We start from the raw sequence: 19,786 nt of genomic DNA on the forward strand, positions 1-19,786 counted from the left end.
CGTCACATTATGGCCAGACGCTTCATTAAACGCTTAATGCCTGATCATCAAAAAGTGCGCGAATCCAAAGCGATTCGTTTATTCGGCAGCCTTCTGCACGATGCAAACCTGTGGCATTTAAACCGACGGTCAGCTTCAGGCGCATTTGCAGTCGGTCTATTCTGCGCTTTTATACCGGTTCCTTTTCAAATGTTGTTAGCAGCAGCGTCAGCAATTCCTTTTCGCGTTAACCTGCCACTTTCAATCGGGCTTGTCTGGGTCTCAAACCCCATTACTATGCCGCCAATGTTTTACCTTTGCTATTTAGTCGGTAACGCCATATTGGCTGAACCTCCGCAACCCTTCGCCTTTGAAGCCAGCTGGGAATGGTTAATGCACAGCATTTCAACTATAGGCCCTGCATTTTTGCTTGGCTGCCTGGTGCTGGGCACGGTATCCAGCTTTGTTGGTTATATCGGTATTCGCTTACTTTGGCGCCAGTCTGTGGTCAAAGCCTGGCGCCGTCGCAATCCCGAAGGCAATTAAGTACTTTCGTGCAAGGCCTTGGCAGGTTCAACTTTTACCGCCCGCCAGGCAGGGTAAATAGTAGCGAGCAAACTCATTAGCAGTGCCACACTAGCCACTAAAATAACATCGCCCCAAACCCACTCAGAAGGTACTTCACTAACGAAGTAGATATCATTGGAAAGCACTTTAAAGTGAAACCAGGATTCCAGTGTCAGCATAATATCAGGTAGAAACTGCGCCAAAAGTATCCCGCACGCACAACCAATAATCACCCCATAAAAACCATTCATTAGTCCCTGAAACACAAAGGATTGCAGTAACGACTTGTCTTTCATTCCCAGGGTTTTCAACATGGCAATTTGGCTGCGCTTTTTCGCTACCGTCATAATGAGCGTTGAAACAATATTAAAGCAAGCTACGGCCATAACCAGAATCAAAACCAGATACACGACCCAGCGCACCAGCTCAATATCACGATATAAATGGCCGTGACTTCGGGTCCAGTCATCCAGGTAGACCAATTCCGGAAGTTGGTTACCTATTTCCCGGGCAACCGCAGGAGCCGAAAAAACATCCTTTAACCGCAAACGTACCGAGCTCACATCATTAGCAAACCCCAGTTCGTTCTTAGCCGTTTCCAGAGAAACATAGGCATTTTGATAATCAATTTGCCCGCCAAATTTAAACAATCCGGTGACTTCCAGCCGCACCCGCTCTGGCGAGCGAAACCCTCGTTCAGACTTTTCCGGGGTGAGTAAGGAAACGGAATCGCCAACAGCTAAATTCAACTTCTCGGCCAGCCCAGCCCCTAACAGCAAACCACCTTTCTGCTGCCACCGCTGCCAGTCTTCGTTGCTTACATAATCAGATAAGGCCGATACGTTTTTTTCCTGCTCTGCAGATATTCCCCGAACCTGAATGCCATGAAAAGTTGACTGGGTTTGCACCATAACGGTGGAATTAATTGCGGGAGCCGCAGCTATCACTTCAGGGTGTTCCCGGGCGATTTCGGCTATTTTCTGCCAGTCATCCAGGGCGCCTTCTACTGCACTGTATTCAACCTGTGGAACAACTGCCAGTAGCCGCTCCTGTAACACTTGGTTGAAGCCGTTCATCATCGACAGCGCCGCAATTAAAACGGCACACCCGAGCGCTATACCAATAGTTGAAGAGGCCGATATAAACGACAAAAAGCCCTGTTTCGCGGTACCTTTACGAAAACGTCGGGCAATTAACCAGGCAAGCTGCATTACGCTTGCTCCTTGTGCAGAATTCCATTTTTTAAAACCTCTACGCGCTGCAGTTGTTCAGCCAGCTGTAAGTCGTGAGTGACTACAATAAAAGCCGTGCCCATTTCCTGGTTAAGCTCCAGCATTAACTGATAAATACTCTCAGCCGCTTCACCATCGAGGTTACCGGTTGGCTCATCAGCCAGTACCACCTTTGGTTTATTCACAAAAGCACGAGCTATGGCAACCCGTTGACGTTCGCCGCCGGAAAGCTGTGCCGGACGATGCGACAACCGATGCTCTAGCCCCACGCGGACTAAGAGCTGCTCAGCCTGCTGTTTAGCTTCTGCCGGGCTTTCACCCGCTATCATTTTCGGCATGGCTACGTTTTCTAACGCTGAAAACTCCGGCAATAAATGATGAAACTGGTACACAAATCCAAGGTTCTGGTTACGCCACTGCGCTAACTTGTCGGCTTTCCAGGGCGTCATTTCCTGATCTTTATAAAACAACTGACCCGATGAGGGTTTATCCAGCCCACCCAACAAATGCAGCAAGGTGCTTTTACCCGAGCCTGACGCTCCGACCACCGCAACCATCTCTCCGGCTTGCAGCGCAAAATCAATGTCTTTTAAAACGGTAACCTGGTCGCCCCCGTCCTGATAGGATTTACTCAATTCTTTGCAACGCAACAGCGCGTCAGTCATAGCGTAATGCCTCCGAGGGTTGAACATGTGCGGCTTGTGATGCGGGATATAACGTTGCCACCAAAGTTAAGGCAATTGCAGCAACAGCAGTAATAGTAACCTGAGACACATTAATGATAATTGGCAGGCCTTCATCTGATCCGGCAAAGATCTGTGCACCGAATAACGTCAGAATATCATTCAGATACCAACTCAACACCAGCCCCAGAATAACGCCAATTAATGCTCCCAGCACACCGTTATATAGCCCTTGCAATAAAAATACCGTGCGTATACGTCCGTTAGATAAACCCAACGTTTGTAATATGGCGATGTCGTGACGTTTGTCGTTTATCACCATAATAAGAGCCGATAAAGTATTAAACGCCGCAACCGCAATGATTAGCGCCAGCATTAACCACATCATGCGTTTTTCCATGCCTACAGCTTCAAATAACTGGCCATAATTTTGTCGCCAGTCGCTGATCGTTAATTGCGTGTTATTGCGCAGACTTTCTGCCACTTGGGGAGCTTTAAAAGCGTCATCTAAAAATAACTGTAGCCCACTCACTTTGCCTTCAGGTAACCGAATTAAACGAGCCAGGTCACTACCGTGGGCAAAAACAACCGACTCATCCACCTCAGAGCCCATAGAAAAGAGCCCTGTGACCACAAAGCGGCGCTGCGAAGGAACCAGCCCAAAAGGTGTATAAACCCCGCCTTGCGCGGCGATAATTCGAATATTATCGCCAACGGTTATTCCTTGTTTCTGCGCCAGCCGCTGTCCTATCACCAAATGGTAATTGCCCGGCGTAAGACTGAGCCAGTCGCCTGCAACCATTTTGTCTTTAAGCGAAAGAGGTACCTCGCCCACATCTGGGTAAATACCCTGTATGTTGGCTACTGACATCTTTTCTGAAAATTGCAATATGCCCTGCGTTTGCACGTACGGCATTGACCCTTTAATGGCTTCTAATTCAGGCAATTGCTGCTGTGTTTTTCGCCAGTTAGTCAATTCCGTCGTGCTGTCAGCATCGGTCAGGGTCACATGAGGAACGGCGCCCAGGATTCGTTCTTTCAATTGGCCTTCAAAACCATTCATAACCGACATGACAACCACCAGAGCCATAACCCCAAGGGCAATACCGGCAAAGGCAAAGCGGTTAATAAAGGCGGTAAACGCAGACCCCTGCCTTGCCCGACTATAACGCAGGCCAATAAACAGCACGACCGGCTGAAACATATACCCTCAATTATTTGATGGTTGCTAATTCATAACGAGCAAGGATAATGAGTTGTATTGAGCCTGACAACTAAAAGCCGACACAATGACGCAATCGCAGACATCAATGACATCACCAATCGGAGATTTCTTCACCGTAAGAGATCGCTTTCCGGTCAATTTAATTGCGCTGGAGTCGGCTGACAGTATCCCTGAAGAAGACGCATTTATCGCTGAAATTCCGGAGTTGTTCACTATTGCGTCCAGTATGGCTGAAAGTGATCAGCAGCAACTGCAGAGTATTAAAGTTGAACAGTCGTCAGGCAGCGCTCTGGTCGCTTTTCTAGAGCAGCAACACAAACGTATGAACATATTGCTGGGCTACATGCTCCGTAATGAAGATGACCCGGCTAACCGTTTTGAAGGCGTTGAATACGGTGGCGGTGGTATTCGCATAATAAATGACTCGCCACTAACCGAAGGTCTGACATTTCAGGCAAAACTGTTTTTTAAAGAAGAGGCTCTGGCAATTTATTGTTACCTGACCGCTGAAAACTCAGAACCAGAGGAAGACAGTGAGGCTTACCTTTGCACGCTGAGTTTTGCTCAAATTCGCGAGGAAGATCAGGAGTTATTGATTCGGGCCAGCCTCCATGCCCAGAGTCGCCAGCTAAAAGAGCGTTCCAAACAACGCCGTGAAGAAAAACAAAACGACAACCTGTCATCCAAATCCTGATTGATTTCGGTATAATACCGACGTTTTTCCAAACCAGTTGAGTAGTCATGACTAAGGCATCTGTATTAAGACCCCCTTTTCCTCCGGCAGCAAACAAAGACCTTACCTGGCAGGAGTTGCATGGCAGCTCGCCGGCAATGGCAATAGCCAGACTAATTGACGCCACGCCAGGGCGAGTATTAATTGTTACCGCAGATGCTAACCAGGCACACCGGTTAGAACAAGAAGTGAAATACTTTGCTGGTGAACACACCGAATACCATGACGATATAACGCTTTTTCCCGACTGGGAAACTTTGCCCTACGACAGCTTTTCACCGCACCAGGACATTATTTCTGACCGACTCAGCGTGCTGGCACGCCTTCCCGATGCCAAACGTGGGGCACTGATTGTCAGCATTAATACCCTGCTGCACAGAATTGCTCCAACCTCGTTTGTGCAGGGGCAAGCGTTACAAATTGAAAAAGGCCAGCAGCTCGACAGCCTGAAGCTGCGCCAGCAACTTGAGAATGCCGGTTACCGTCATGTTAATCAGGTAATGGAACATGGCGAGTTCAGCGCCCGTGGTTCAATCTTAGACTTATACCCTATGGGCAGTCAGACACCCTACCGGCTCGACTTTTTTGACGACGAAGTCGATACCATTCGGCCGTTTGACCCTGAGACTCAGCTATCAAAAGCTCCAATAGACGGCATTAACTTACTGCCCGCACACGAGTTTCCACTGACAAAAACGGCGATTGAACGCTTTCGCGCAAATTATCGTGAGCACTTTGAGGCGAGCACTGAGCGCGAGTCGGTGTATCAGCAAGTCAGTAAAGGCCAGTTACCTGGTGGTATAGAGTACTATCTGCCGTTATTTTTTGAAGAAACTGCCAGCTTGTTTGATTACCTTCCGGACGACACGGTACTGGTTACTTTCGGCAACATTCAGGCAAGCCTGGAACGATTGTGGCAGGATATTAATCACCGCTACGATCAGCGTCAGTTTGACCCCTTACGGCCGTTACTGCACCCCAATGAGCTGTTTCTTCCGGTCGATAATATTCACGCCGGTTTCAAACAATACCGCCGGGTGCGCGCTAATGTACCGGCAGAAATGGCCCAACCCGGTCCGACGCCGTTTTTGACAGAGGCAGTAACAGAAATAGCAGCTGACCATCAGCAAAAACAGCCCTTTGCCAAGTTAAAGGCGAAACTGGAACAGGCTTTGGCAAAGAATGAAAAAGTTCTGCTGTCAGCCGAAAGCGCAGGCCGCCGCGAAGCCTTGCGGGAAATTGTCAGCAAACTTGGCTTTCAGGTGAGACTTTGCTCTGGGCTGGATGAGTGCCCAACTCAACAAATTGGACTAATCATTAGCCCAATTATTAATTCATTTTATTTACCAGACGCCAAGCTTTGGTTTATTACCGAAACCGAATTGTTTGGAAACCGCGTAGTACAAAGCCGCCGACGTCAGCAAAAAGCGACTGTCAGCGCTGATACACTGATTCGCAATTTAGCAGAACTGCAAGCCGGTCAGCCCGTTGTTCACCTGGATCACGGTGTTGGTCGTTATCAGGGACTGACGACATTGGATGCCGGAAATGTCACCACCGAATTTGTCACCATTGAATACTCAGGCGGGGCAAAGCTCTACGTTCCGGTCGCCAACCTGAACGTTTTAAGTCGCTACAGTGGGGGGGAAGAAAGCCATGCTCCATTGAATAAACTGGGTAACGACAGCTGGGACAAGGCCAAAAAACGAGCTGCAGAAAAAGTTCGTGATGTTGCGGCTGAACTGCTCGATATTTACGCCCGCCGCGAAGCGAAGCCCGGGTATGAATTTAGTATTAACAAAGAAGATTACCAGCGTTTTGCCGCCGGATTTCCGTTTGAAGAAACCATTGATCAGCAGACTGCAATTGATGCGGTTAAGCAAGACATGCAACAGCCCCGCGCTATGGACAGGCTAGTCTGCGGCGACGTGGGCTTTGGTAAAACCGAAGTGGCTATGCGCGCAGCCTTTATCGCGGTTAATGAAGGCAAGCAAGTTATGGTCTTAGTTCCGACCACTCTGCTGGCTCAGCAACACTACGAAAACTTCAGTGACCGTTTTGCTGAACAGGCCATTCGGGTTGAAGTGCTGTCACGCTTTAAAACCGCGAAACAATCAAAAGGCATTCTTGAAGACTTATCCAACGGCAAAGTCGACATTGTTATCGGTACCCACAAGTTGCTGCAAGACAATGTGAAGTGTCATGATTTAGGCCTGCTCATTGTTGACGAAGAACACCGCTTTGGCGTACGGCAAAAAGACACCATAAAACGCCTGCGCGCTGACGTAGATATTTTGACGCTAACAGCAACCCCGATTCCGCGAACCTTGAATATGGCCATGAATAACATTCGTGACCTGTCAATTATCGCCACGCCACCTGCAAAACGACTGGCAGTGAAAACCTTTGTCCGCGAATACGACGAGCCTACGGTTCGTGAGGCCATATTGCGGGAGATTCTGCGCGGTGGTCAGGTTTATTTCTTACACAATAATGTCGACACCATTGAGAAAACGGCAGCTGAGATTGAAGCTCTGGTTCCGGAAGCTCGTGTTGTGGTTGCTCACGGGCAAATGCGTGAACGTGATCTTGAACGCATTATGTCGGACTTTTACCATCAGCGCTTTAATGTACTGGTCTGTACCACTATTATTGAAACCGGTATCGACATACCCAGCGCCAACACCATTATTATGGATCGCGCCGATCACCTGGGGTTGGCGCAAATGCACCAGCTGCGAGGCCGGGTTGGACGTTCGCATCACCAGGCTTATGCCTATTTATTAACGCCGCACCCCAAACGCATGACCAAAGACGCACACAAACGACTTGAAGCTATCTCTCAGCTGGAAGACCTGGGTGCCGGCTTTATGCTTGCAACTCACGATCTGGAAATTCGTGGTGCTGGCGAGCTGCTGGGCGACGATCAGAGTGGTCAGATTGAAAGCATTGGCTTTACTTTGTACATGGACATGTTAGAGCAAGCGGTTAAAGCCTTAAAGGAAGGCAAAGAGCCAGCGCTTGCGCAGCTATTGCACGAGCGTGCTGAAATTGACTTAAAACTGCCCGCACTTTTACCTGAAGCTTACATACCAGACGTCAATAATCGTTTAAGTTTGTATAAACGAATAGCCAATTGCGAAACCAGTAAAGAGCTTGATGATCTGCAAGTCGAATTGATTGATCGTTTTGGCTTGTTACCGGACGCCGCGAAAAACCTGATTCGACAGACACAACTTCGCAATAATGCTGAACAGTTAGGCATACGTAAAATTGATATTGGTAATCAGGGCGGTATTATTGAGTTTACCGACGACACAAAAATTAACCCCGAGATAATTATTGGGTTAATTCAAAAAGCGCCCAGCTATTATAAGCTGGACGGGCCAAACCGTTTACGCTTGACTCAACCACTGGAAGATACTCAAAGCCGCTTAAAACTGGTAGAGTCTCTGTTAGATGAGTTTGCAGAGCAATCTCAGGCGGCGTAACACAGGAGTGAATAAATGGCGCTGGTACATCGGGGTGTAAAATCAGTACTGGGTTTAGCAACCGCATTAGCGGCTTTAGTGTCTGTAAATGCATCGGCCCAGGCTGATAAAGATTATTGGCGCTGGTTTGAAGTTGAAGTTCTGGTCTTCAAACAAAACGCCACTGACCAGTCCGGTGAAAACTTTTCTTTAAACATGCAGCCTATTGCGGTCGACGAAAGCCGGGATTTATTGACGCCCCACCACAGCCAGCGAAACAGATCTCTTCGTAGTGTCCTTCCTGTATGCAAAGCGCTTTCTGAGCAAAACTGGCAAATTGACATTGCCTGCCAATATGACAACGAAGACCAATGGATACCCATTGCCGGAAACCCATTCGCCCCGGAACATAAGTTATCGGAAATGACCTCTACTGAGGTTGTTATTGATGGCCCCGGTGGCGATATAGAGCAGGCCTCACAACCTTTTCTGATGCCTGCAGACGCTCTCGAACTCTCCCCTATTCGAACCGAACTCGAGCGCAAAGGCCAAGCTAAATCTCTGTTGCATCTAGCCTGGAGACAACCGGTATTTACCCGCGGTGTCGGTCGCAAAATGCGTCTATTTGGTGGCAAAAATTATGCCAACGACTTCTTCTATAATGGTTTCCCCAAAGAACAGGAACAACTCGATACACCACTGTCCAGTGCTGGCCAGGAGCAGCGCATGGATAATATCCAACGCCTGCTAAGCGTTATTGAGTCGGGCACCGAACCCTTTATCAGCTCGGACGATAACCTCCCAGCTCGCCCGCCTCTAACAGCTGCCGAAAACCCTCAGCTTACCTGGGAATTTGACGGCTTAATGCATATTTTTCTGGTCGGTAACTATCTGCATATTGACGGTGAGTTCAACTTACGCGAACCAGATGAAGTCAGGCGTATTGCTAACGACTTAGAAACTCAGGCGGCATATGCTCTTAATGACGCGACTAAACAAACACCTTATTTACGTAGCTATTATTTCTCTCAGTTACGGCGCGTTATCAGTCACGAAACACATTACTTCGATCACCCTGAACTCGGGGTTGTCGTTCAAATTCGCCGTACTGACTTATCGGCTCCACGATACTAATAAGTTACGAGGCAATTATGGAAAAGTACGAAGAGCTCCTGCTGGCCTTAAGAAAAGTTATTCGCGCTATCGACTTATACTCTAAACAATTAAATAAGTACTCTGGGTTAACCGCGCCTCAGTTATTAATTTTGCGTGAAATAAATGCAGCGAATGGTATAACCGCCAGTAAAGTGGCACAAAATATCAATCTAAGCCCGGCAACGGTTTCTAATGTCATCGAACGCCTTGAACACCGGCAATTCATTCACAGACACCGTAGTGAGCAGGATAAACGCCGTGTGTCTCTTTATTTGACTGAACAGGGCCTTAATCTTCTGGAAAAGGCACCACAGCCGTTGCAGGAGGATTTCATAGAAAAGTTCCAGGCACTGGCTGAATGGGAGCAGTCCCTGCTGCTCTCCTCAATGCAAAGAATTGCCAATATGATGGATGCGGAACGTCTCGACGCCGCGCCCGTACTTGAAGTTGGAAGCTACCACAAACTGGACCAATAACATGCACAAACGACTACTTAGCTTATTACCCGCTCTACTTATATCGGGTGCTGCAATTGCAGAAACCTGTGGAAGTGACAAAGAGATTATTCCTATTTCACAGGTGCAGGGAGACAATGAACAGTCTCCAAAGGTTGGTAAGCAAGTAACCGTGAGCGGTATTGTTACCGCAAGCTGGCAGTCGTCTGAACAACTTGGTGGTTTTTTCATTCACAGTTTACCTGAAGACATGGATGACAACCCTGCGACTTCAGAGGGCTTATTTATCGTCACCCGGAAGCAACATTCACAAGTTAATAACGGTGAATGGGTAAGAGTGACGGGACAAGTTGAAGAGCAGTCCAAATTAACCTCGTTAATAGAAGTGTCCAATATAACAACCTGTGGTGATGCAAAAGCTCTTCCTGCGACAACTGAATTGAAGCTCCCGGTTGAATCACTTGACCGGTTTGAAGCTTTAGAAGGTATGCCTGTCATTTTATCCGCTGCCGGAGGTGAGAGCCTGACGGTCTCCGGAAATTACAATTACCCACGCTACGGCTTTTTCGATATTTCCGCAGGCCGCTTATGGACACCGACTCAAATCGTTATGCCGGGAAAAGACGCAAAGCGCCAGGCACAGGAAAACGGATTGAATCGCTTGCAGGTTGATGACAACAGCAATATTGTCAAACCCCGCCCGCTGCCATTTAACGAACTTCAGCATGGTGAACAAAGTAGCCTGCGCTCGGGGGCTACCCTGAAAAGTTTCTCCGGTATTATCAGCCAATTCAATAACCGTTATAGAATTCAGCCAACTGACGACTTAGAATTAGAAACACCGTCGGTGCAACCGCAACTGTCGGAGAAATCAGATAATGCTGTGCGCGTCGCCAGTTTTAATGTGCTGAACTTCTTTAACGGAAACGGTGCCGGAAAAGGATTTCCGACTCCCAGAGGAGCCGACACGCATGAGCAAATGCAACGACAGCAGAAAAAAATTGTTGCCGCACTAACGGCTATTGATGCTGATGTTATTGGCTTAATGGAAATTGAGAACGACGGATTTGGTGAGCGCAGCGCAATAACGCAACTGGTTGAGGCGCTGGAAAAGACATCAGGAAAGGATTACGCAATAGCTGAGCCGCATGCCGAAAAAATTGGAACAGACCAAATTACTGTCGGTATTATTTATCAACCGCAGCGCGTAAAACCAAGTTCTCACGCGATATTCACACGCCAGGGGCCTTTTTCCTGGGGAAGCCGCCCTCCTCTTGCGCAAAGTTTTATCGACGCCAAAACGGATAAACAATTCAGTGTTGTGGTAAACCACTTCAAGTCGAAAGGCAGTTGTCCGGAAGACTCTGAAAGCCCAAACAGTAACCAAAATGACGGGCAGGCCTGCTGGAATGATTTAAGACTTAAGTCATCACAAGAGTTAACGCAGTGGATCCACAGTGAGTCTCTAGCAAACCCGGTATTGCTGGGTGATTTTAACGCTTATTATCAGGAAGACCCGGTACGTTATTTTGCTGACAATGGTTTTTATAACCCTTCAGGCGCAAAAGACTATTCTTACGTATACGACAGTCAGGCCGGGGCTTTAGATCATGTTTTTGTTGCAGATTCACTTAAGGAAAAGATTCAGGGGGTCTATCACCTGCCCTTTAATGCTGACGAGCCCCAGGTATATGATTACCGCGACGAGGCGTATTTTGCAGAAGGCCCTTTCCGCTCTTCTGACCATGACCCACTAGTACTGGACTTCGTTTTTTCCGGCTCTGGCATGTAGGCATTATCAGTTCCAAAGTGAACCTCGAACTCAACACCAATTAACCACTGGCCGCTACGCTGTTCCGTTTTAAGGTTGCGAGGCCAGTGGTACCCAACCCAAGTTTCCACAAAAAACCAGTCCCGTAAGTATCGCTGACGGTTAAGAAAGCGTAATCCATAGTCCTGAACAGGCACCTCGTGGTCAGTATTCCCCTCTATCCAGGTTTCTGTCGCCCAGGCTTTTTCCTGTGCATACAAATGATATAAACGCGCAGTACTGTTCCAGCGAACACCGTCTGTTTCTTCCGCAAAAGTGCCTTTAGAAGCCCACCTTAATAACCATGTATCCGTTAATGTGGCTTCATAATCCACTCTCTGTGCAACACCAAAGCCGTCACTGTCGCGCCAAAAAGCCGAAGACTGCATACGAACTTGATGATTATCGGAAAAAACATAACCGGTCATATAGCGGGCTCTGGCATAGGTGTCAAACCGTAACCCACCACGGATACCTATACTGTAGGATACCCGGTGCGCTTCATTAATGTCGGGATCAAAGCCTAAGCCTACTAGCCACTCTTCGTTTGACTTTGGGGAACGAATAACCGAAGGGCGACCGGTTGAGCCATCATCTAAAAACTCATTTTCATCAACCCGGCCAATGAAAGCTGAAACGTTTTCTTTTAACTTAGGCAAGGATACCCGGGCTCTGAATCGCGATTTAACTTCAAAGCCATCGTACTGATCCCATTGCGGCGCAACCGAAAGCCGCCCATAAGAGCGTTCATATTGATTAATGCTTTCATCGCCGAATAAGCCGTCAAACCAGCGTGCGGTCACGTCTACCGAGGTTCCAAGCCCGTTACGGAAACCGTCCAGCCACATATCATCTTCTTCATCAGCCTGTTGATCTGCTGTAGCTGACTGGCAGCCAAGACTAAAAATAAAAGCTAACCAAGTAATCTTTTTCATATCGAACGGTCTATAACTAAACACCACCTTTGGTTGGAGAACACGATGTCGTTTCGCCTTATAATTCTTATTGTCAGTTTGTTAGTATCTTGTTTCAGCATGGCACAGAATAGCGAGCCAACAAAGCAAAAAAATGAAAAAGTTGCGACTTTTGCCGGCGGCTGTTTCTGGTGTGTTGAAGAAGCTTTCGAGAAAATGCCTGGCGTCCGGGAAGTCATCTCGGGATACAGCGGAGGCGATGAAGCTAACCCAACCTATGAGCAGGTTTCAGCAGGTAAAACCGGGCACACGGAAGCAGCCCAGATATACTACAACCCGGATGTCGTAAGCTATGCAGCATTACTTCAGAAGTTATGGCGTATCAGTGACCCGACAGACAACGACGGACAGTTTGTTGACCGCGGCAAACAGTATCGCCCCGCTGTTTTTTATCATAATAATGAACAAAAACGCATAGCTATGGAGTCGCGTGAGTGGCTGGATAAAAACGGCCCCTTTCCTGATCCGGTGGTTATTGAAATAACACCCTTTAAGAGCTTCTACAAAGCTGAAGAATACCACCAGGACTATTACGACAAGAACCCCGTTCGCTACCGTATTTATACCTACAACTCGGGCCGTTATGACTTCGTCGAGAAGCATTGGGGCGACACCTCGGACGTTGACTATCAGCAATTTACGAATGACAACCCCACAGGCACATCTAAGCAGCAAAGCTTCGTTAAACCTAGTGACAGTGAACTAAAGGAGCGCCTAACAGATATTCAGTATGCGGTGACTCAGGAAGATAAAACGGAACCTGCCTTTGATAACCGCTACTGGGACAATGAACGTGACGGCATCTATGTGGATGTGGTAAGTGGTGAACCGCTTTTTTCTTCAGCAAATAAATACGAATCGGGTACCGGTTGGCCAAGCTTTACCAAACCCATAAGCCCTGACGCGGTAGTAGAAAAAGATGACAGCAGCTGGTTCTACACTCGAACTGAAATTCGCAGCCGCAAAGCAGACTCACATCTCGGCCATGTCTTTAAGGATGGCCCTCAGCCTACCGGTTTAAGGTATTGCATGAATTCCGCGGCGTTGCGCTTTATTCCTTTAGAAAAAATGGAGGAAGAAGGTTACGGTGACTACATTCCTGCAGTCACCGGTGACTAACTAACCAATACAATCAGGCTGTCCAGCCCAGCTCAGTAGCGCGCTGCTGAGCCTGCGCGGGCACATCAGTAGCCACAAAGTGATGATGCAGTACCTGAACACCTAACATGTGGTTGATGACAGCATCAAGCTGTACACGTTCTTCGTTCGGAACATTCTCATCCTGATGCCGTTCAAAAGTCCGCACCACTTCGTCGTAGTCCAGCAAACCCGCTGACTTCACTGCATCGGCATTCAGAAACTGTTCTGCCAGCTTCTCAACGGCCTTCCACTTTTCCGGATCGGTGTGCGCCGGCGGCGCCATAAAAGCGAACTTTTCACGTTTATAAAGCGTTTCCGGCAACAAGCCTTTCATCGCTTCGCGCAACACATATTTTTCTTTATTGCCTTTAATGCGCAGATGTGGCGGCACAGTGAAAGCATATTCCGCTAAGTGATGATCTAAAAATGCCGGGCGCGCCTCCATTGAATTCGCCATATCTACACGGTCGCCACCCCAGGTCAGAATTTGCCCCTCCAGCATGGTTTTAATCCAGACATATTGAGCCCTGTCCAGCGGGTGCCGGCCGTCCAGCATGTCTTTATCAAGCGTGTTAGCAATAGCCTGGCTAGGATCGTAGCCTTCAACCTGTTGCCGCTTGTTCTCTGACATAAGCGGCAAGGCAACCGATGAGCACGACAGCCAAGGCTGCACACAACTTGGAGTAAAACCCATTTTCTGGTTAAAAGCTTCGCTGACAAACTCTTCGCGGGCCAACATTGCGCCCTTAAAGAGTTTATTGTTTTTTTCTAACAGTTCCTGCCATTCAACCCGTTCCACTTCCGGCAAGTGGTCGAGTCCATGCAGGAACATGTCCTTTCTAAAAGCCGGGTAGCCGGCAAAGAGTTCATCGGAGCCCTCTCCGGTCATTACCACTTTATAACCGGCTTCGTGTACCTCTTTACTCATCAAATACTTGGCCACACCCAGAGTGTTGTATATTGTTCGCTCGGTGTGCCACAAGGTTTTCACAAAATGGTCATAGAGATCATCGGCTTTAAGCCGCATAATATGGTGATCAGCCTGAGTCGCTTCAGCCATTTCTTCTGCAATAGGTGTTTCGTCATAGTCAGCAGAATCGAAACCTATGGTAAAAGCTTTTACCGAGGTTTGGGTTGAGGCAGACGCAAGCCCAAGAATGGCACATGAATCAATACCACCCGACAAGTAGCAACCGACAGGAACGTCGGCTGTCATTCGGTGCTGGACGGCTTCCAGTAACTTAGCGCGAACCCCTTCAATATAGGATTCCTCGTCGACATCCGCTCCTGGATAGCTCTCCTCCGGTGGAAAATCGACATCCCAGTATTTATGTTCCGTTGCAACCACTTTGCCATTTTTGCGCTGCAACTTAACCACATACCCCGGCTGAACCTGGTTAATCCCTTCAAAAGCAGTAGAGCCCGGAACCATTACTTGAATCAGCTGATGGTATAAGCCCTCTGCCGAAAACTCCCGTTTAACGTCCGGGTGAGCAAACAACACTTTCAGCTCAGAGCCAAACACCACACCGTGCTCCGTTTCCGTCCAGTATAAAGGCTTAATTCCAAACCTGTCGCGCACCAGGTAAAGACTTTCGTCTTTGGCATCGAACAGGCCGAAAGCAAACTCTCCACGAAGCTCCTTTAGGGTGCTCTCCAGTCCATAACGCTCAAACAGGTGAAGAACAATTTCAGAATCGCTTTTACTGTTAAAGCGTGCGCCACGAGCGGTTAAGTCCGCACGTATGCGTTTAAAATCGTAAAACTCACCGTTATGGGTCAGCATCAGTCGTTTATCGGCTGATATAAAAGGTTGCCGACCTCGCTTTTCGTCCAGGTCGATAATGGATAAACGGGCGTGACTAAATCCCACGCCATAGTCGTGTTGTACTTCATAGCCGAACCCGTCAGGGCCACGATGATGCATTATCGCAGCCATATTCACTAAAGTTTGGGGTTCAATCGCTCTTTCCGTTTGATGATGAAAAACGCCAGCAATTCCACACATTCTTTGCTTTTCCTCGTATCAGACGACATCAATGACGCGTTCAGCTCGCTGCACCATACAGGTCAGTAGCGCCATACGTAAAAACACCGCGCCCCGTGCCTGGCTGAAATACCAGTTATGAGGCGTATGGTCGAGATCGGCGGATAATTCTTCACCGCGCGCTAATGGATGTAAAATAATAGCGCTGTCTTTTAGCGGTGACTGAGCCGTTAAGTGAAACTCACTGCCATAAGTACTAAAGGTATCACCTTCCCACGAAATAGCGTTGATATAAACCACGTCAAGCTCTGGTAGTACCTGCTCTAAATTCCGGGTCGTACGAATCTTTATTCCGGCTTGTTCAATTTGTTCTCGTTGCTCACTTCCGAACAGCTGAGTCGACGATTCCTCGTCATGAATAATGACAATTTCATCAATTGCTTTTGGAAACTTTACTAAACATTTAATAAAGCTACGCACAGTACGCATTTTATTTGGCACACCAATAATGCCAATTTTTATTGGTGCTTTATCGGCTTCTTCCGTCACTAAATCGGGGCGCCATTTAAACAGTGCGTACATATCCGTAAGCGCCTGAGTTGGATGTTCATCTGAACCATTACCCGCATTAATAATGGGAATTCGCAGTGAATCGATCATCTCTTCCAGTGAGGTTTCATTATTATCCCTCAACACGACACAGTCGCCATAGTTATTAAACATTTCAGCCACATCGGCTAAACGCTCACCTTTGGCTATGCCGGTAGTAGAACGGTCAGTAATTGACATGATATCACCGCCCAGGCGGTGCCAGGCACTTTCAAATGACAAACGAGTACGAGTGCTTGGTTCATAAAACGCGCTGATTAAAATTTTTCCCTGTAATGAGGTACTAAAACGACGAGGGTTAGCTTCGTATTTGGCCGCAAGTCGGAACAATTGCAGCATCCCTAACTGCGAAAATTGATCAGCAGACACAACATGCTGATTCGACAAATTCAGCAAGTAATCACCATCTTCCTGAATTGCTTTTAATAACGCCTTTGGATGAGCATCGCCGCAAACATCGGGCCGCTCTCGTTCAAAGGAGACATCCTTTATAGTCATACAATTACCATATGGTTTTAGAAATAAAATCTTTAATAAAAAGCCCCAGTAACAAAACAGGAGCTAAGCAAGTCATTATTAGCGCCAAAGAAATTAACCACTCAAAAGCCAGTTCACTGATTAGCATTTGACGGCTCCTTCTCATTTAGTGTGTCCCAGTCAAACTTTTCGCTACTACGTAAAATACCCACTAAACATATTAGACCGGAAACTGCACATGACACTAAAGCGGCGACATAGAAGCCGACAACAAAGTAACTCAGCATACCAAACGCCGTACCGAACGCCATAGCGCACGCCGCGTAGGTTCCCGTCAGCCGACGATGATACAGCCCCAGTACTATTGGCCAGATGGTGCTGGCAACAAAAGCTCCGGCAAAATTCAATAAAGCGCCTAAAGTCGCAATACGCGGCAAACACAATAACCAGGTAACGACTCCTAAGCCCAGAATACAGCTGCGATTAAAGCGCATTAATGTTTTGTCGCTGGCTTTAGGTTTTAGTTTTTTATGGAAAATATCCTGTGTGACTAAGTCTGAGGTAGCTGCGAGTAACGAGTCCAGGCTGGACGCCAACGCAGAAAAAATAACAATAAAAACAATAATGGCTCCGGCTTTACCAAGTACAGCCGCGGCAACGGTAGGGCCAATCATATCGGGGCTTGCCGGGAAAATTCCCAGCTGCGGTGCTGCTAAGGCGATGAACCCGGTAACAATAGGAATAGGCAACCATAATAAGCCACCGGTTAAATACGCCTTGTAGGCCACATTCTTTTTAAAAGACAGAGCCCGTGACCACCAGACATTGGAGTGGAAAATCTCGCCAAGCCCAAAGAAAATATTATTGAACAAAAACATAACAGCTGCAGGAAACAGTAAATCCAGCAGTTGCGGGTGTTCGCTTGTCAGGTTGCTGTGAATGCTTTCCAGGCCAACATTATCAATTATCCAGTAAGCGATAAAACTGACACCAACAATGATAATTAAAGCCTGAATAAAGTCGGTAGCAATAACCGCCCGCATTCCGCCAAAGAGCGTATAGCCGACACAAATTACCAGTATGGTGGTCATGCCAATGTGATAATCAAGGCCACTGAGTGACTCAAGCAAAATACCACCGGCCATTCCGAGGCTAATTAACCAGCCAAAAGCATAAACCACAGAAATGATGATAAAGACAAGCCAGGCCAGGTTGCCGTAACGCAACCGCACAAAGTCGCCCGATGTATAACCATTAGGCAGAAGTTCCTTAATGCGTTTAGCCATAGGTGCAAACAGCACTAAGCCCAGAGCGGCAAAGGAATACCCTACCATGCCCCAAATGCCGAATTGATAGGTTAGCTGAGGTGCAACCAGCGTGGTGTTACTGGTCACCCAGGTTGCCATAGCTGTTGCCGCGGCAAAAGCAAAACCAACATTCCGACCTGCCAGAGCAAAGTCCTCGTGACTGCGGTTCTTCCGTCCCAGCCAATAACCAAAGGCTACCCAAAACACCCCAAACAGGAGGATAATCGTGATGCCGGTACCCGTATCCAGTGCGAACTCAGTCATGGCGCTCTTGTCTGGAGTGAATCCATTGCCGATGAAGCAGTAATAAGGTTGCTACCAGAGTAATGAAAATAACCAGGCCGACGAAGAATAAAGTCAGAGATTGCCAGAGCGGATAATGTTGTACTGTTATCTCAATAGTATTGCTGGTGAGAACTTCGTTATCAGGACCTTCGGCTCGAGCGCGCAAATAATAAGTTCCGTTGCTAAAACCGGTAAGTGAAATATCCTGGAAATCACCTAACGTGGGAAACTGACGAGTGCTCTTGGCAAACTCTGAATTGCTGGCAACTTCAATAGTAACTCTGTTAAGCTCGTCAAAGTTCGGGCCGCTGACAGAAACAGTGAAGTAACCTTCTTTTACAACGGAGTCCGGACCGCTCAGCTTTAACGAGCTCGCATGTGCAGTTGTTGGCAACATTACCAACAAACATAAAGCAAACAAAATATAGCAATAGTTAAAGCCGTGTTTCTGCGCTGTCATTAAAACTTCTGCTCAGTAGCATTAGTTGAAATCTCAGGCTAGCAGCAGAATTTTTTAATTTCAACTGTTTAACATAGTCATCTGTTTACTGTTTTTGCCCGTAGTCAGTACAACATATCATTTACGTTTAGTGGTCAGTTATCCAATGCAAGAGTATTTATGCAGTCTTGGTTCAAACATAGAGCCTGAAACACATTTTCCTCAGGCACAAAAGGCCCTTAAAGCTTTATCCGACGATATACGTTTTTCACGAAACATACCGACTTCACCAGTCGATATGGATACGAATAACGACTTTTTGAACGCTTTATTTATTATTCGCACGCCTATGTCTGCTAATGAACTCAAGCAAGAGTTTAATGCTATCGAAGAGGCTATGGGCCGCGACCGTTCTGACCCTCAAAAAAGCTTTAAAGATCGCACTATAGATATAGATATCCTGGGCAGGCTTGAAGAAAACCCTCAGGTACCGGAATATTTAACCTCTGTATTACCAGACTTAGGACTCAACTCATGAAAAAAACAGCAGTTATTACAGGCGCCGGACGACGCTTTGGTTTTGAACTGGCCAAAGCACTGCTAACTGAGGGGTACCAGTTATTTGCTCACTACAACAGCTCGCGTGACGGTATTGACGAACTGGAAGCACTAGGCGCTCAGGGCGTACAAGCAGACTTCACCAACATAGACAGTATTCAGGCCATGGTGCGTACTATTAGCAGCGCTACGGACTCTGTCGATCTATTGGTTAACAACGCTTCCTGTTTTTTCGACAACGAGACCGTTGATAACGACAATAACGCATTAGCTGCGGTATTCCAGGTACACGGGATGGCGCCATACCTGCTCATAAGCGGCTTGCAACGGCAATTAAGCCATTCAGAGAATGGTCTGATTGTTAATATTACGGACATATACGCTGACCGCCCGTCTACCGATTACATCGCTTATTGCGCAGCGAAAGCCGGACTCGCTAACATGACCCAGGCTTTTGCTAAAAGCTTAGCGCCGTCAGTAAGAGTCAACGCCATTCAGCCAGGTCCTATTCTGTTTTTACCAGAGCACGATAAAGAACATCGGATGCAGGTTATGGATGAGACACCATTGAGGGTCGAAGGTGGTTTAGAGCCCATGATAGAAACCGTTCGCTTTTTACGTGACAACCCATTTATTACGGGCGAATCCATTAAAGTCGACGGCGGTCGTGGCTTGATGATATAAAAAAACCCGGCGCAATG

The 19,786-nt window shown here is 47.5% G+C and carries 17 protein-coding genes; 9 read left to right on the forward strand and 8 right to left on the reverse strand.

Annotated elements, in window-relative coordinates; genetic code table 11:
• Positions 1-9: 9 nt before the first annotated feature.
• Positions 10-525 (forward strand): DUF2062 domain-containing protein, encoded by a 516-nt coding sequence (locus U0358_RS07985; protein WP_317497124.1) that lies wholly within the window; start codon positions 10-12, stop codon positions 523-525.
• Here U0358_RS07985 and U0358_RS07990 read toward each other — a convergent pair.
• The 3 genes from U0358_RS07990 to U0358_RS08000 are packed head-to-tail and all read right to left on the reverse strand — an operon-like array spanning position 522 to position 3,665.
• Positions 522-1,757, reverse strand: a complete 1,236-nt coding sequence (locus U0358_RS07990; RefSeq protein ID WP_322405920.1) for a lipoprotein-releasing ABC transporter permease subunit — start codon at positions 1,755-1,757, stop codon at positions 522-524. The genes U0358_RS07985 and U0358_RS07990 overlap by 4 nt on opposite strands.
• Complete coding sequence (gene lolD, locus U0358_RS07995) at positions 1,757-2,443, reverse strand: lipoprotein-releasing ABC transporter ATP-binding protein LolD (RefSeq protein WP_317497126.1); 687 nt, start codon at positions 2,441-2,443, stop codon at positions 1,757-1,759. Before lolD ends, U0358_RS07990 begins: the two co-directional genes overlap by 1 nt.
• On the reverse strand, positions 2,436-3,665 hold the full coding sequence (locus tag U0358_RS08000; RefSeq protein ID WP_317497127.1) for a lipoprotein-releasing ABC transporter permease subunit: 1,230 nt from the start codon (positions 3,663-3,665) through the stop codon (positions 2,436-2,438). Before U0358_RS08000 ends, lolD begins: the two co-directional genes overlap by 8 nt.
• 106 nt (positions 3,666-3,771) lie before the next feature.
• On the opposite strand from U0358_RS08000, the gene U0358_RS08005 reads away from it, so the two are divergent.
• Genes U0358_RS08005 through U0358_RS08025 form a run of 5 tightly spaced genes read left to right on the forward strand, consistent with a single transcriptional unit; the run spans position 3,772 to position 11,291 of the window.
• The gene (locus U0358_RS08005; protein WP_322405921.1) at positions 3,772-4,380 is read left to right on the forward strand and encodes a PilZ domain-containing protein; all 609 of its coding nucleotides are present in this window, start codon (positions 3,772-3,774) and stop codon (positions 4,378-4,380) included.
• A gap of 47 nt (positions 4,381-4,427) precedes the next feature.
• A complete protein-coding gene (gene mfd, locus U0358_RS08010; protein WP_322405922.1) occupies positions 4,428-7,910 on the forward strand; it encodes a transcription-repair coupling factor in 3,483 nt (1,160 codons plus the stop codon).
• Between the two features lie 15 nt (positions 7,911-7,925).
• On the forward strand, positions 7,926-9,023 hold the full coding sequence (locus tag U0358_RS08015) for a peptidoglycan binding protein CsiV (protein ID WP_317497130.1): 1,098 nt from the start codon (positions 7,926-7,928) through the stop codon (positions 9,021-9,023).
• Positions 9,024-9,040: 17 nt separating this feature from the next.
• Positions 9,041-9,520: a MarR family winged helix-turn-helix transcriptional regulator gene (locus U0358_RS08020; protein WP_317497131.1), complete on the forward strand. Its 480-nt coding sequence runs from the start codon at positions 9,041-9,043 to the stop codon at positions 9,518-9,520.
• Position 9,521: 1 nt separating this feature from the next.
• Complete coding sequence (locus U0358_RS08025) at positions 9,522-11,291, forward strand: ExeM/NucH family extracellular endonuclease (protein WP_317497132.1); 1,770 nt, start codon at positions 9,522-9,524, stop codon at positions 11,289-11,291.
• Here U0358_RS08025 and U0358_RS08030 read toward each other — a convergent pair.
• Positions 11,195-12,244 carry a hypothetical protein gene (locus tag U0358_RS08030; protein ID WP_322405923.1) on the reverse strand — a complete coding sequence of 350 codons (1,050 nt, stop codon included), beginning with the start codon at positions 12,242-12,244 and terminating at the stop codon, positions 11,195-11,197. The two genes, U0358_RS08025 and U0358_RS08030, sit on opposite strands and share 97 nt — an antisense overlap.
• Positions 12,245-12,343: 99 nt before the next feature.
• Here U0358_RS08030 and msrB point away from each other — a divergent pair, with 99 nt between their 5' ends.
• Positions 12,344-13,402, forward strand: a complete 1,059-nt coding sequence (gene msrB, locus U0358_RS08035) for a peptide-methionine (R)-S-oxide reductase MsrB (protein ID WP_416183002.1) — start codon at positions 12,344-12,346, stop codon at positions 13,400-13,402.
• Between the two features lie 13 nt (positions 13,403-13,415).
• Here msrB and asnB read toward each other — a convergent pair whose 3' ends face one another.
• The 4 genes from asnB to U0358_RS08055 all read right to left on the reverse strand — a co-directional run bounded on the left by asnB (position 13,416) and on the right by U0358_RS08055 (position 18,548).
• Positions 13,416-15,431: an asparagine synthase (glutamine-hydrolyzing) gene (gene asnB / locus U0358_RS08040; RefSeq protein ID WP_322405925.1), complete on the reverse strand. Its 2,016-nt coding sequence runs from the start codon at positions 15,429-15,431 to the stop codon at positions 13,416-13,418.
• A gap of 18 nt (positions 15,432-15,449) precedes the next feature.
• Complete coding sequence (locus U0358_RS08045; protein ID WP_317497136.1) at positions 15,450-16,517, reverse strand: aspartate/ornithine carbamoyltransferase family protein; 1,068 nt, start codon at positions 16,515-16,517, stop codon at positions 15,450-15,452.
• A gap of 113 nt (positions 16,518-16,630) precedes the next feature.
• Positions 16,631-18,067 carry a sodium:solute symporter family protein gene (locus U0358_RS08050; protein ID WP_317497137.1) on the reverse strand — a complete coding sequence of 479 codons (1,437 nt, stop codon included), beginning with the start codon at positions 18,065-18,067 and terminating at the stop codon, positions 16,631-16,633.
• The gene (locus U0358_RS08055; RefSeq protein WP_322405926.1) at positions 18,060-18,548 is read right to left on the reverse strand and encodes a hypothetical protein; all 489 of its coding nucleotides are present in this window, start codon (positions 18,546-18,548) and stop codon (positions 18,060-18,062) included. Before U0358_RS08055 ends, U0358_RS08050 begins: the two co-directional genes overlap by 8 nt.
• A gap of 145 nt (positions 18,549-18,693) precedes the next feature.
• Here U0358_RS08055 and folK point away from each other — a divergent pair, with 145 nt between their 5' ends.
• Positions 18,694-19,065 (forward strand): 2-amino-4-hydroxy-6-hydroxymethyldihydropteridine diphosphokinase, encoded by a 372-nt coding sequence (gene folK, locus U0358_RS08060; RefSeq protein ID WP_317497139.1) that lies wholly within the window; start codon positions 18,694-18,696, stop codon positions 19,063-19,065.
• Complete coding sequence (locus tag U0358_RS08065; protein ID WP_317497140.1) at positions 19,062-19,769, forward strand: SDR family NAD(P)-dependent oxidoreductase; 708 nt, start codon at positions 19,062-19,064, stop codon at positions 19,767-19,769. Before folK ends, U0358_RS08065 begins: the two co-directional genes overlap by 4 nt.
• The last annotated feature ends 17 nt before the right edge of the window (positions 19,770-19,786 follow it).

The organism is Idiomarina sp. PL1-037 (genome assembly GCF_034422975.1).
Classification (GTDB): Bacteria; Pseudomonadota; Gammaproteobacteria; order Enterobacterales; family Alteromonadaceae; genus Idiomarina.

Bases quoted from the DNA above. Each gene is read 5' to 3' on its own strand.
- U0358_RS08065 (WP_317497140.1), top strand. From the start codon at position 19,062: ATGAAAAAAACAGCAGTTATTACAGGCGCCGGACGACGCTTTGGTTTT.
- asnB (WP_322405925.1), bottom strand. From the start codon at position 15,431: ATGTGTGGAATTGCTGGCGTTTTTCATCATCAAACGGAAAGAGCGATT.
- U0358_RS08000 (WP_317497127.1), bottom strand. From the start codon at position 3,665: ATGTTTCAGCCGGTCGTGCTGTTTATTGGCCTGCGTTATAGTCGGGCA.
- U0358_RS08045 (WP_317497136.1), bottom strand. From the start codon at position 16,517: ATGACTATAAAGGATGTCTCCTTTGAACGAGAGCGGCCCGATGTTTGC.
- mfd (WP_322405922.1), top strand. From the start codon at position 4,428: ATGACTAAGGCATCTGTATTAAGACCCCCTTTTCCTCCGGCAGCAAAC.
- U0358_RS08030 (WP_322405923.1), bottom strand. From the start codon at position 12,244: ATGAAAAAGATTACTTGGTTAGCTTTTATTTTTAGTCTTGGCTGCCAG.
- lolD (WP_317497126.1), bottom strand. From the start codon at position 2,443: ATGACTGACGCGCTGTTGCGTTGCAAAGAATTGAGTAAATCCTATCAG.
- U0358_RS07990 (WP_322405920.1), bottom strand. From the start codon at position 1,757: ATGCAGCTTGCCTGGTTAATTGCCCGACGTTTTCGTAAAGGTACCGCG.
- U0358_RS08050 (WP_317497137.1), bottom strand. From the start codon at position 18,067: ATGACTGAGTTCGCACTGGATACGGGTACCGGCATCACGATTATCCTC.
- U0358_RS07985 (WP_317497124.1), top strand. From the start codon at position 10: ATGGCCAGACGCTTCATTAAACGCTTAATGCCTGATCATCAAAAAGTG.
- U0358_RS08055 (WP_322405926.1), bottom strand. From the start codon at position 18,548: ATGACAGCGCAGAAACACGGCTTTAACTATTGCTATATTTTGTTTGCT.
- U0358_RS08025 (WP_317497132.1), top strand. From the start codon at position 9,522: ATGCACAAACGACTACTTAGCTTATTACCCGCTCTACTTATATCGGGT.
- U0358_RS08020 (WP_317497131.1), top strand. From the start codon at position 9,041: ATGGAAAAGTACGAAGAGCTCCTGCTGGCCTTAAGAAAAGTTATTCGC.
- msrB (WP_416183002.1), top strand. From the start codon at position 12,344: ATGGCACAGAATAGCGAGCCAACAAAGCAAAAAAATGAAAAAGTTGCG.
- folK (WP_317497139.1), top strand. From the start codon at position 18,694: ATGCAAGAGTATTTATGCAGTCTTGGTTCAAACATAGAGCCTGAAACA.
- U0358_RS08015 (WP_317497130.1), top strand. From the start codon at position 7,926: ATGGCGCTGGTACATCGGGGTGTAAAATCAGTACTGGGTTTAGCAACC.
- U0358_RS08005 (WP_322405921.1), top strand. From the start codon at position 3,772: ATGACATCACCAATCGGAGATTTCTTCACCGTAAGAGATCGCTTTCCG.